Genomic DNA, 11,402 nt, shown 5'->3' with positions numbered 1-11,402 from the left:
CCCCGGAAGACATGGAAATTGTTTGTCACTATACCTATCCTTAGTGTATCATCGCTTGTAGATTGATCCATTATCTCTTTTGAAAACAATATGTTTTCAACTGTATCCCTGGCTTCTGTTTCTGCGATGATGCGCTCAGGCGCAATGCCTTTTGAAATGAGATATTCCTTTCCCCCGTCTCCTTCACTGACAGTCTCATTCTTCCCTATTCCACCGGATACAATGCAGATAGTATCCGGATTCTTTATGAGATAGTCATATGCAGCATCAAGTCTGAATCTGTAGATCGCACTAGGACTTCCACCTTTCATCTGCGCACCAAGGACAATTATGTAGTCAAGATTTTCTTCACCTTTATCATTGAAGTGACTTGCCATGGCAATAAAGCAGATGGTAAAGAATATTGCCGTTAATCCGATTATAATGTAACCTGCACATCTTATCCCAAATGGGATCTTCATCCACCTATCATTGCCTGAAAGATAGAATAATAGTCCGAAAATAATTGCACTGAATATCCATATCATGAATGAGAATGTGCCACTTCCAACCATGTAGATACTTACAGAGTAGATAAGGCTTAGAAGCGTAAGTGCCAGAAACACATATCTTATATAGTTCATATCAAAACTTTTCCTGAATTCCCCAAAAGTATATTTCTTTATTTACTTTGTTCCTCAGCAGCCATTTCTGCATTAATCGTATCTTCACTTGCGGCCATTGCTTTCAACGTCATATCAAGGAGTTTATCAAGCTCCCATCCAAGCTGTTCGGCGCCACGTTCGATCACTTCTCTGGAACAGCCGGCAGCAAAGCCCTTGCTCTTATACTTCTTTTTCAGGGACTTTAATTCCATGTCCTTTGTGCTCTTTGATGGTCTCATAAGTGCCGCAGCCCAGATGAGACCTGTAAGTTCATCAGCAGCAAACAGTACTTTTTCCATCTCGTGTATAGGTTCAACGTCTATTGTCACACCACAAGGTACAGTAATCCCATATCCATGTGAACAAACAGAATGGATGATACCCTCATCTACCCCGCCTTCCCTTAGTAAGGATACCGCTTTAAGGCAGTGTTCCTCCGGGTAAAGTTCAAAATCAATGTCGTGGAGAAGTCCTACGATTCCCCATCGATCTTCTTCATCCTCATATCTAAGCTCCTTCGTATACCACTTCATGACTGCTTCCACAGTCAGTGAATGCTGGATATGGAACGGATCCTTATTGTATTTTTTCAATAGATCAAAAGCTTCTTCTCTCGTTATCATTTTCTATCCCCTTCCTTACAGTTCCAAATGCTGTCTTATTTTTACGTTTTCCTGTTTAAGCTCCGAATCAAGATAATCGAAACTCTTCGGAACTACCTTTATCAGATTCATGGCATCCTGCATTTTCCTGATAGCTTCAACCGGAGTCTTCTTATACTCAAGAATCTTCAAGTACTCATCTGAAAAAGGCTCTATCATCCAAGCTTTACCCTGTACCTGAAGCCCCTTCAGCTTTCCGAATCCATCATAAGCGTCGAAAATAGCAATGCTGACATTCTTATTATCTTTTAATGCTTTAAACTTAAGCCCGCCTTCCGACAAAAAGTAAAATGCTCCGTCTAAGAAATTATATTCGATCGGAGTACATCTTACGAAACCGTCCGAAGCCGTAGCCAGTGCACAGGTCTTTCTCTCACATATAAAGGATTCTATTCTTTCCTTCAGTTTCTCCCGTTCAAGTTTAGCTGAATCAGCATCCTTTTTTATCCAGTAATTTGCCTGTTTATCATAGTCAAGTTCCCACATTGTATTCATCCTTTTTATAAATTGTCCTCCCGCTCTTTCTGAGTCTTAAGCCCCTCTTCATCATAGGCATAGGTATCTTTCCACCACATCATGGATAAGGCACATTAGCATGGTTTTTGCTATGTCAATTGGCTCATTGGAATACTCCTTTAACAGATACGCCATAATCACCGTCGATGCTTACCACAACGTAATGTCTTGTTTCCATGGATCAGTACTCCTTCCTAATATCCCTAAGACTAAAGGCATTTTTGAATTCTGCAATATCCTTTTCGCCACGAATAACCATTAACTCATGAAACGCCCCTGTCTTTTTATCCTTAAATCCTGCCACTTGCTCTCCATTACAGATTGATGCACGGATCACAGGTATCTCTTTTTCTGGATCATAGTTATATTCCGGTATATCCGGTTTTTTCTTTAGAAAAATGTTGAACATATAGACTCCCTCTTAGTTAAGCATAAACCGAAAACCTATGGATATCAGAACTAATAACGAATATGTAAATCATACCACAAGAACTTAAGTAACTAACATAGTAAACGGAATAATAAGAAATATATATGTACTGATTATATTATCCTTGACCTGTCCGATAAGATGTACGTGACAAAGTAATATAAATAAGTTTCATACAGATCCTTTATATATAGTGTGGAGGTCTATCATGAGTGAGGAAGAGTTAAAGAGACAGCTTTTGGAAGCAGCCGGTATTTTCGTTTGGTCTAAGAAGAGCGATCCTGTAGAAACAGGCGTGAAAATAGCCAGTTTGGCACAATATCTTAAAAATAAACCGGAATCGGAGCAGCGTGCGATTATCAATGAAATCAGAATCGGAGGAATTGAGAAAGCATTAAAATGGATTTAAAAAAACGAAATGATTTGTCCTCACGGTGAGGATTAATCATTCCGTTTTTTAGTTATGAAGTAACCTATGTTAGCAGTTGTTGCAAAATATGCAACAACTGAATCTCGAATTAGTTCTCCCTCTTCAAATACTTTTTTTATATGTCTGGAAATTGTAGATTTATCTCTTTGGAACAGTTCCGCCATTTGATCGATTGAAAGCCAAACCGTCTCACCTTGCTTACTTTATTCATTTATATATCCCAGTTCGATATACAACTGATAATATTCATCATATAATCCACAGCAAGCATCCATTCCCATATTGGTGGAAAATGCTTTTTGCATAACTATCTCCCAACTACCATATTTCTCAAACATTTCATCAGGAGTAGGACCGTCCTCATGTCCATAAGTATCCATATTACTCTTTTTGAGCTTTTCAAGTCCCTCCGGATCATCTTTGTATGATTCAAGCCTGAGGCGGTTCTTTTCAGCTGAGACAGCTCTTGCCATTTCTTCAGTCGTTGCTCCTTCTTCCTTCATTTTGTATAGGATATCTGTCATTGAATCCAACGACTTATGATATTCTATGCGTTTTTCCCTTGCGTCAGCAACAAACTCAGGATCAGTCCAATCATACTCTGCATATTCTCCGAGACGTTTTGATTCCGGACTTGGTGAAAAACCGTATACTGCATCCGGATTATCAATAATGTCTTCCATTGCCTTTACATTGTCTCTTGGATCATGTTCATATTTGAAAGAAGTATTATCTGCTTCGTTTTTCTGTGATGATATAATGTTTTCTATTAACGGCTCCGGAATCTCTAGTCCACTACCACAGCCACACAACAGGCTAATACTAATTAACGATATCCCAATAAACTTTATTATTCTCTTCATATTTACCGCCTAAAAAATCAACTAAGCAGAACTTTACAACAGTTACCAGTTACACTAATTCCTGAATTCATCCTTATCTTCCAGCTTACATAAAGAGATGCTTTCTACTAATTGAGGGTAAGATCATATCCTTCACTTATAAGGTAGCATAAATGACGAGAGGCTGACCGCATATCCTTAACTACACATTCTGAAAAGTTCCTGTCATCCTCAGGTACATATCCTCGTTTTGCATTCATTGATCATCCCCCTGCCAAGGATTTTCTCATAGTTAACCGGATCTGTAGCTCCCTCAGTGTTGATGAGTAAAATAGCTGAGTTTTCGTCTATTTTCCAGAGCTTCCTTAGTTCCGAATCCTCAAGAATCTCCAGAAGTAATCCATATGTCACTGCACCGGATTCACCTGAAACGATGGCGGGATCTCCATTCTCCGGTAAGGCATAGGCCCGCATCCCTCTTTCAGTAATACAATCTTCACAAGCACAGTAGAATGAAACAGCGTCTCTGAGAACAGGCCATGTGATACTGCATGGTGTTCCACAATTAAGGCCGGCCATAATGGTCTCAGGATCACCATCAATTGAATGTGGTTTGTCATCAGCTATTTCCGCTGATAAATAAACACATGCGACGGTACTTGGTTCAGCGACAGTAATAATCGGTGGATCATCTTTATAGACGTCCATGAGATAGGCTGTGATTCCTCCTGCCATCGCGCCTACTCCTGCCTGCAGAAACACATGAGTCGGTTTCCTCCCTCCCATCTGTCCGATGATTTCCTGAGCCATTGTAAGGTATCCTTCAATGATGCAGCGGGGAGTCTCCTCGTATCCTTCCCAAGATGTATCCTGAACCAGAATCCATCCATTTTCTTCAGCAAGCTTCTTTGCAAGGGCAACTGTCTTATCATAATTTAGCTCCGTTATCAAAACGGAGCTCGCCCCTGCATTTTCAATCGCATGTTTTCTTGACTCAGCAGAGCCCTTCGGCATCAGCACATGTGACTTACATCCAAATAGGCTTGCGGCCCATGCAACACCTTTTCCATGATTTCCATCTGTTGCAGTTACGAATACAATATTCTCACATTGTTTTCGGATTATAGTATTATGGAAATCCTCGTAAACTGATGTCTCATGATCCATTCCAAAATAGTCGCACAGTATTCTGAAAATGGCATAGCTTCCACCAAGTCCCTTAAATGCATTAAGTCCGAATCTTGTAGACTCATCTTTTACTAGGATTGCCCCGACACCGTACTTCTCTGCAGTGGATGACAGGGACTTTAGTGGCGTTTCATTGTAACACGGAAGACTCCTATGAAAGCGGATGGCATTTTCAGCTTCATTCCTTGTAAAAAGAGAATCCTTGTACCCGTTGACTGTATATTTATTTTTTAAAATCCGAATATTGTTGTTCATCCTTACTGCATTATCTTGAATCTAAGTGTCTATCCTTATTAATTCTGAGATTGTTTTGTTTCTGTAGACCAGATCTTCTCTAACAGAAAATCCAACTTTCTCCCAGAATGCATTTCCATCTTTGTTTCTGTCAAAGACAACCAGTGCAACTTTGTTTATCCCATTTGCTTTAAGTGCATCCATAGCTGCCTCTACAAGCATCTTAGCGATTCCTTGATTTCTATACTCAGGGTTTACCGCTGTATGATAAATGAATCCGCGCCTTCCGTCGTGTCCTGAAATTATTACACCAATAATCTCATCAGACTTTTCGGCAACAAAGCAAGTATCAGGATTTCTATCGAGGTATTTAGCAATTCCGTCCTTGGAGTCATCAAGGTTATTTAGCCCCATTCCTGAACAAGAAAGCCATAACTGATAAACCTTTTCGTAGTCTTCTATTGTCATTAATCGTATTATCATATCTATTTACCAAACCACTGATTAGCTAATGGTATGTGCATCATAGGCGTATTCAAGCCCGTCTATATCGAAAGGTCGTATAAGTCTGTCTGCGCTGATAACATGCCATTCGATGGAGTCACCAATCTTAAAGGGAGTACCGCAGCATTCCATCTGCCATAGTTCATAGAAAACTTTTGTGTTTATGTTTATTTCTGATATTTAATCTGAAAATTACAGTGTGTGATAGTATGGGCAGATGTTCTCTTATCCATTTTTCATCAAGTTCCATTTAGTTGCCTCACTAAGGTCCCGGCCCACAGTAATCTGCAAACCGTAAACAGTTGTGTGTCTACTCCCATGTATCCGCCATAAACTGTTATTAGCGTTACTTTCCTTTTTTTCCTTTTTTATTATCTATCTTTTTTACGCTATCCTTCATAGCTTCGTTGGCTTCTTCATCCCAGACCGTCCTCTCCGGTCCTAGAGTACCGTACATTGTGTTTTCAAATGAATAGGTCATTTTTGCAGTTCTTATCAGTCTTTCATTTTCAATGTCATCATTAAACGAGCCCAACCGATTATAAATATCATGAGTGATTTCGTAATTGTACTGCTCCCGACCTTCACGACTGGTGTATATTATCTCTGCAAAGTACCGGTTCGTGTCTTTGTCATGGTAAGCAGTCCAGTTATTGCCCTGCTTTTTATTCAAGAACTACTCCTTCCTAAAAGAATATGTCCTGATATGATTCTTAGCATCAGCACCTGACTCAAAATACCTTAGAAGTATCTCGGCGCATGCCCGGGAATCACTATCGGCCTGATGGTGATTAAGGCTTATCCCATAATGATCACACAGGACATTAAGCTTATGACTGATGCCAGGAAGCAGCCTTCTTCCCATCTGAACGGTACACATATATCTGACGTATGGTTTCCAGTCTATACCGTATCCCTCAAGGCAGTGCTTTAGGACTCCAAGATCAAACACCGCATTATGAGCCACAAGCATTCCGCTGTTCATAATGGGTTTAATCTTATCCCAAACCATAGGAAAGTTAGGCGCATCCTTGACTGACTGTTCACTTATTCCGGTCAATCGTACATTAAAATAGTCAAAAGACTGCTCGGGGTTCACCAGAGTATAGTATTCTTCAGTAATCCTTCCATCCTCAATAACAGAAATACCTATGGCGCTCATCCTGTTATTCAGATGATTCGGTGTTTCAACATCAAAAACCACATATCGTGACATCTTCATCAACCTCTAAAACACATTCTGTTCCACTACATCAATTTCATAGTAACCCGGAAAATCCCTTCGAAATGTGATCGGGCCTTCAAGTTCCTTCCAAACATCGTACCAGGCATCAGGAACCGCATCAATTGTCTCAACTTCGTTTCTTAGCTTTAGGTGAAGGCAATTCGTCATACATCACTTCCACCAATTCCCTGAGAAACTCCTTATTATCAACTTCCTCTACAAGTATCATTTCTTTGGCACCTTCATACGGGATTTCCTTAGATGTATCTGGCATCATTTTGACAGAAGATTCTGTCAGTTTCACAAGAAATCGATTATCATATATGCCACCGAACACTTTACCACGATAATAAAGGATGTATTCACCCATCATTGCCCGATAAGAGATTTCATCCAATCCCGAAAGCTGTTCTAATATGAATTCCAAATAATCTTTACTAGATGCCATAAACTTTCCTCTAAATTAATAAAGCTTCAAAATATTTATCACAGGCTGTGTAAATCTCCGCGGACCACAGCTACCTGGATTTAGATAAGTTATTCCGTCTTTCTGCCGGTTCTCATACTTGTGGGAATGACCATATACCACAAAATCAATGCCGGACAGATCTTCTCTTATATGCTTTATGTTGTGGACCATATAGAAGCAATATCCTTCTAGCTCTATCTCCTGCTCAACAGTAATATCTTTTGCCCAGGTCTATCCATCATTCTCCCTCCACAGATTATATGATTCAATCATGCCTCTATCCCAAATTCCTTCATAATACTGTCAAACCTTGCCTGTTCTTTTTCCTTAATAGGTTTTGATAAGTCATTCACGCAGTGATGGATCACATCAGCATCCTTGAGGACTTCGTCCATGGGACCGTCTACATTCAGCTTGTCATCATGGTGATAGATTGCTGAGCAGATAATTTCAGTTTCCTCAGGAGTTGTAAGTTCAAGCTTTGTAAGAACATTTCTTGCATAATCTGCGCCAAGATGCGCATGATCATCATAAGATCCGGTCTTATAAGCGTGCATGTCGTGAAGCATTGCAGCCATTGCCGCAAGTTCAGGATCAAGATTCCTTTTCTTCGCTATCATTTGAGCTGCCAGTGACACTCCATAAAGATGGGCAATAGCACCGGTTCTTTTATCTTCATCTTCCATCTTGTTAAGCTTCTTATCAATGTATTTTCTTAGTTCTTTTAATCTACTCATGGCATTTCCTTTCCCGTTTATGCTTTCTCCTCCGGAACCATCTTTATAAACTATACTAAAATGCCTTAGCATACCCTATTTCCGTATAAATCATCCCATATTTTCCTTGCTCTGTCTTCACGTGTAAAACTGCCTTTTACTCCGGATTTTTTTAACTCATTCTGCATCTTTAAAAGAGCATACTTCATGTTTTCATTAAAGTTTATTGCAATAAACAGGCGCATCGAGTTTCTCCCCATTGTTGAGAATCAAAGTCATCATACCATTTCCTTTATAAGCTTTGCCGCATAAAAGAAATCCATATCTGTCCTGCCGCTGTCCAAAAATGCTGCCAGAACCTTACAAAATCCCTCTTCATCATATTTACGCCCAAAATCATTAATAGTTTTACCTTCGGTAAATGCTTCTTTTAATTGATAGGTTGTAAAAGCGTTATGCAGAACGTAGATGATATCATCACCCATGCAAATATAAAGGCATGGTTCATATGGATGATAAGATAATCTGTATTCGGTGCGAAAATGATGACAAAAGCCCCGTCAACCAGGCAAGTCCCGGAGCGATAAATGACCTTATATTGATCCTGTAGTCACCCATATGATTCCCTCCAATATTGAGGCCTGATACAGATTTATCTCACTCCCACTTCTTCCATACATCCGGCTGATATCCTATAGTAGAAAGCTTTCCGTTTCTCACAATAGGAGTCCTTATCACCTGTTGATTCTCAAGTATCTTTTCAAGCTTATCTTCTTCTGCGATGTACTTTATCAAGTCATCATATTTTTGTGACTCCATTAATCTTCTTTAAAAGCCTCATTCCACTCAGACTCCCTGAATCCAACCAAAACCTTATCATCTATGATAAGTAACGGTCTTTTCACAAGCATTCCGTCAGATGCAAGAAGCTTAAACATATCTTCTTCACTCATCTCTGGAAGTTTCTTTGACAACTCCTTCTCGCGATATAGTTGGCCGCTGGTATTGAATAACTTTCTTAACGGAAGACCGCTCTTCTTATGGTATTCCCTCAGCATTTTCTCATCCGGATGATCATCCTTTATGTCGGTCAATGTATAAGCAATTTTATTTTCGTCCATCCACTTCAGGGCCTTTTTACATGTTGAACATTTTTTATAACAATATATCTTAACCATCACAGATCCTTTCTTATAAAGTGATTATTTTACCGGAACACAATGCTTGTCGTTAATCTCACACACCTTTTGTACTCTTCTGCGATATTTTTCTTCCATAAGAGGTTCAGTGGTAAGCCTCCTTTGTCCGTTTTAATATAAAACACTATATGCTCCTTTTCGGTTTTCCTACTGTCGTTCAATAGTCAGTTCTATCGATCCTTCTTCGAGAGAATTATAGACATCATAGTGGATATGATCACCCGGAACACCTTCAGCTAATGCTGTAAGCTGCTTCGCAAGCGATAGCATTCCTTCCCTGTTTGCAGATATTACGATTCCACCGTTTTCAACAGCGGTTTTGATTCCAAAACCATCAACCCATTCAATCTTCATGATTTTTTCCTGATAGACTCTATTCTATACCTTTCTCAAACCTGATAACCTGATTATCAACATCTACTGTTGCATTAACCCCGAACGGAATTATGCACCTTGGTGTTGCGTGGCCAACATTAATGTTTGCAACTATAGGAAGAGCTGAATCATATATAACTTCACGGATTATCTTTTTATATTCTGAAAAATACTTTTCATCCATGGGCTTCCCGCATATGATTCCGGAAACCACATTAAAGATGCCGGTTTTCTTAAGTGTGACCAGCATCTTCCTGTAATGCTCCGGTGTAACCTGTTCCTCACAGGTTTCTAAAAGCAATATCTTTCCTTCCCAGTCACTAAGCTCCGGAAAGAGCTTATACCGTTCACAAAGCACCGGAGAATCCTCATATCTTGTGTTATCGAATATATCAAAAATCGTTTCCAAACATCCGCCAAAGATTTCCCCGCTGAATTGCCCTGATCCCTGCAGCAATTCAAATCCGTTGTTTTTATGCGCTTTTCTTGGCGTGCCTACAGCACTAGAAGACCAGTCAGTTCTTTCCTCATACCAGACATCACTTGGAGTGATTTCTTTGATGGTCCCGGTCTTTATCAGCTCTTCAAAATACTTTGCCGTATATGGAAGCATCTGTTTTTCCATTTCACAGATATCCGACAAAAATGATTGTCCATAAAAGGTATTGAGACCGACCTTATGAAGCATTAAATGATTGATAGTCGTATCTGAAAAACCAAGGAATATCTTTTCCTTAACCGCGTTTTTTAATTCATCATTTCCAAAAAGATAAGGCAGCAATCTATAAGTGTCATCTCCGCCTATGGCACAGAGAATCATATCTATGGAATCATCAGATAAAGCTGCAAGTAAATCTTCTGCTCTTTCCTTTGGGTGATTCTTCACGTAATCTATTCCTTTATCAGCATGAGGCATTATCTTTACTTTAAGTCCATAGTCCCGGAGCCTTTTTATGCCTATTTCAACCTCATGTCTTGCAGAGTCTTCTCCCATGATACCGTATGATAGACTGACAATAGCAACTTTTTTAACCATATACGCACCTCAAACTATTACTCACTCCCACTTCTTCCATACATCCGGCTGATATCCAAGCGTAGAAAGCTTACCGTTTCTCACAATAGGAGTCTTTATCACCTGTTGATTCTCAAGTATCTTTTCCACCTTGTCTTCTTCTGCGATTTTGTGTAATGCATTTCCAACTACCCGGCACATCTTCGGATTCTACATATTTTCAGTCAGACCAAATGCCACTGCCTCTTCCATATATTTTTTAAGTTCCTCAAAGCTACCCCTATGGTACTGGCTGATGTCTTTATTTTCCTTATTTATCATGCAGTCAGTCAGCAAAAACACTTTCATGCCAAGCTCTGCAGCTACCATATCTTCACCAACATCGTTTCCGACCATAAGGCAGTCCTCACCATTCAAGCCAGCCTTCTCCAGCACTTCACGGTAATAATCAAGGTTTGGTTTACAGAAGTTTGAGTTCTCATAGGTTGTAAAGAATTCAAACTCATCAGGCTCCAGTCCTGCCCAACGGATACGGGTTTCTGTTGCAACAGAAGGAAACAGCGGATTAGTTGCAAGAGCAATTCGGAATCCTTGATTCTTTATCCATCGTACAGTCTCTGCAGCCTCCGGGTTATAACCGCAGAATCGCTTTGCATCCTTAAATTCATTTGCGTAGAATTCATCAAATAACGGGCGATCCTCTACAGCCTTATCCTCCCCATATATAGAGGCAAAATCTTTCCAGAACGCGTCCTCATTCTTGCAGGATCCGTCGTTCTTCACCATCGCCATTACGCCGTGCCAGATAGTTTTCACCAGAGACTGAAGGTCATAACCACGGGGAGCAGCCTTGGATGCAAGGAGCTTGAAATACCCACCTGTAAACTCTTCCATGTCCATTGGCAGCAATGTACCATCCAGATCAAACAATACCATTTTAATACTTCCCATTT

At 39.9% G+C, this 11,402-nt stretch carries 22 protein-coding genes and 2 pseudogenes; 1 reads left to right on the top strand and 23 read right to left on the bottom strand.

Annotated features, from left to right (window positions below):
* The 5 genes and pseudogenes from T357_RS0116585 to T357_RS0116570 form a co-directional block, all read right to left on the bottom strand.
* Positions 1-623, bottom strand: a 623-nt coding sequence (locus T357_RS0116585; protein ID WP_031554990.1) for a YdcF family protein, incomplete at its 3' end; no start/stop codon positions are given.
* A 38-nt stretch (positions 624-661) separates the two neighbouring features.
* Complete coding sequence (locus T357_RS0116580) at positions 662-1,267, bottom strand: HD domain-containing protein (protein WP_031554989.1); 606 nt, start codon at positions 1,265-1,267, stop codon at positions 662-664.
* A 15-nt stretch (positions 1,268-1,282) separates the two neighbouring features.
* On the bottom strand, positions 1,283-1,792 hold the full coding sequence (locus T357_RS0116575; protein WP_031554987.1) for a pyridoxamine 5'-phosphate oxidase family protein: 510 nt from the start codon (positions 1,790-1,792) through the stop codon (positions 1,283-1,285).
* Between the two features lie 23 nt (positions 1,793-1,815).
* Positions 1,816-1,960: pseudogene (locus tag T357_RS22255) on the bottom strand (HD domain-containing protein); the annotation flags it as partial.
* A gap of 43 nt (positions 1,961-2,003) precedes the next feature.
* Positions 2,004-2,231 (bottom strand): hypothetical protein, encoded by a 228-nt coding sequence (locus T357_RS0116570; protein WP_031554985.1) that lies wholly within the window; start codon positions 2,229-2,231, stop codon positions 2,004-2,006.
* Between the two features lie 229 nt (positions 2,232-2,460).
* Between T357_RS0116570 and T357_RS0116565 the strand changes: the two genes are divergently transcribed.
* A complete protein-coding gene (locus T357_RS0116565) occupies positions 2,461-2,661 on the top strand; it encodes a hypothetical protein (protein ID WP_031554983.1) in 201 nt (66 codons plus the stop codon).
* Positions 2,662-2,885: 224 nt separating this feature from the next.
* On the opposite strand, the gene T357_RS21530 is transcribed toward T357_RS0116565, so the two are convergent.
* The 18 genes and pseudogenes from T357_RS21530 to T357_RS0116480 all read right to left on the bottom strand — a co-directional run bounded on the left by T357_RS21530 (position 2,886) and on the right by T357_RS0116480 (position 11,400).
* Positions 2,886-3,545 (bottom strand): hypothetical protein, encoded by a 660-nt coding sequence (locus T357_RS21530; RefSeq protein WP_197027367.1) that lies wholly within the window; start codon positions 3,543-3,545, stop codon positions 2,886-2,888.
* Between the two features lie 107 nt (positions 3,546-3,652).
* Positions 3,653-3,784: a hypothetical protein gene (locus T357_RS21990; RefSeq protein WP_255342846.1), complete on the bottom strand. Its 132-nt coding sequence runs from the start codon at positions 3,782-3,784 to the stop codon at positions 3,653-3,655.
* Positions 3,756-4,967: a diaminopropionate ammonia-lyase gene (locus T357_RS0116550; protein ID WP_044917260.1), complete on the bottom strand. Its 1,212-nt coding sequence runs from the start codon at positions 4,965-4,967 to the stop codon at positions 3,756-3,758. Before T357_RS0116550 ends, T357_RS21990 begins: the two co-directional genes overlap by 29 nt.
* Positions 4,968-4,988: 21 nt before the next feature.
* Positions 4,989-5,429: a GNAT family N-acetyltransferase gene (locus tag T357_RS0116545; protein WP_031554976.1), complete on the bottom strand. Its 441-nt coding sequence runs from the start codon at positions 5,427-5,429 to the stop codon at positions 4,989-4,991.
* 21 nt (positions 5,430-5,450) lie between these two features.
* Entirely contained in the window at positions 5,451-5,615 is a 165-nt protein-coding gene (locus T357_RS21985; protein WP_330373143.1) for a DUF6578 domain-containing protein, read from the bottom strand.
* Positions 5,616-5,796: 181 nt separating this feature from the next.
* Positions 5,797-6,123 (bottom strand): hypothetical protein, encoded by a 327-nt coding sequence (locus T357_RS0116540; RefSeq protein ID WP_031554974.1) that lies wholly within the window; start codon positions 6,121-6,123, stop codon positions 5,797-5,799.
* A 3-nt stretch (positions 6,124-6,126) separates the two neighbouring features.
* Positions 6,127-6,666, bottom strand: coding sequence for a 3'-5' exonuclease (locus tag T357_RS0116535; protein ID WP_031554972.1), 540 nt, complete (start codon positions 6,664-6,666; stop codon positions 6,127-6,129).
* Positions 6,667-6,802: 136 nt separating this feature from the next.
* A complete protein-coding gene (locus T357_RS0116530; protein ID WP_031554971.1) occupies positions 6,803-7,123 on the bottom strand; it encodes a TfoX/Sxy family protein in 321 nt (106 codons plus the stop codon).
* A 15-nt stretch (positions 7,124-7,138) separates the two neighbouring features.
* Positions 7,139-7,360 carry a metallophosphoesterase family protein gene (locus T357_RS22250; RefSeq protein ID WP_081828234.1) on the bottom strand — a complete coding sequence of 74 codons (222 nt, stop codon included), beginning with the start codon at positions 7,358-7,360 and terminating at the stop codon, positions 7,139-7,141.
* Between the two features lie 53 nt (positions 7,361-7,413).
* The gene (locus T357_RS0116520; RefSeq protein WP_242840137.1) at positions 7,414-7,953 is read right to left on the bottom strand and encodes an HD domain-containing protein; all 540 of its coding nucleotides are present in this window, start codon (positions 7,951-7,953) and stop codon (positions 7,414-7,416) included.
* On the bottom strand, positions 7,947-8,105 hold the full coding sequence (locus T357_RS21315; RefSeq protein WP_155991515.1) for a hypothetical protein: 159 nt from the start codon (positions 8,103-8,105) through the stop codon (positions 7,947-7,949). The genes T357_RS0116520 and T357_RS21315 overlap by 7 nt, the downstream gene beginning before the upstream one ends.
* A 33-nt stretch (positions 8,106-8,138) precedes the next feature.
* Positions 8,139-8,345: a hypothetical protein gene (locus T357_RS0116510; protein ID WP_031554969.1), complete on the bottom strand. Its 207-nt coding sequence runs from the start codon at positions 8,343-8,345 to the stop codon at positions 8,139-8,141.
* Positions 8,346-8,517: 172 nt separating this feature from the next.
* Positions 8,518-8,655: pseudogene (locus T357_RS19520) on the bottom strand (arsenate reductase family protein); the annotation flags it as partial.
* Positions 8,656-8,678: 23 nt separating this feature from the next.
* Complete coding sequence (locus tag T357_RS0116500; protein WP_031554968.1) at positions 8,679-9,038, bottom strand: arsenate reductase family protein; 360 nt, start codon at positions 9,036-9,038, stop codon at positions 8,679-8,681.
* Between the two features lie 168 nt (positions 9,039-9,206).
* Positions 9,207-9,413: an Imm32 family immunity protein gene (locus T357_RS0116495; protein WP_044917257.1), complete on the bottom strand. Its 207-nt coding sequence runs from the start codon at positions 9,411-9,413 to the stop codon at positions 9,207-9,209.
* A gap of 19 nt (positions 9,414-9,432) precedes the next feature.
* Positions 9,433-10,470, bottom strand: a complete 1,038-nt coding sequence (locus T357_RS0116490; protein ID WP_031554966.1) for a S66 family peptidase — start codon at positions 10,468-10,470, stop codon at positions 9,433-9,435.
* A 21-nt stretch (positions 10,471-10,491) separates the two neighbouring features.
* Positions 10,492-10,650, bottom strand: coding sequence for an arsenate reductase family protein (locus tag T357_RS20980; RefSeq protein WP_081828232.1), 159 nt, complete (start codon positions 10,648-10,650; stop codon positions 10,492-10,494).
* Between the two features lie 9 nt (positions 10,651-10,659).
* A complete protein-coding gene (locus T357_RS0116480) occupies positions 10,660-11,400 on the bottom strand; it encodes an HAD family hydrolase (RefSeq protein WP_031554965.1) in 741 nt (246 codons plus the stop codon).
* Positions 11,401-11,402 lie beyond the last annotated feature (2 nt).

Source organism: Oribacterium sp. FC2011, assembly GCF_000701645.1.
Lineage (GTDB): Bacteria > Bacillota > Clostridia > Lachnospirales > Lachnospiraceae > Oribacterium.
Note: the sequence above shows the minus strand (reverse complement) of the source record. Positions and strands in the feature narration are given on the sequence as shown.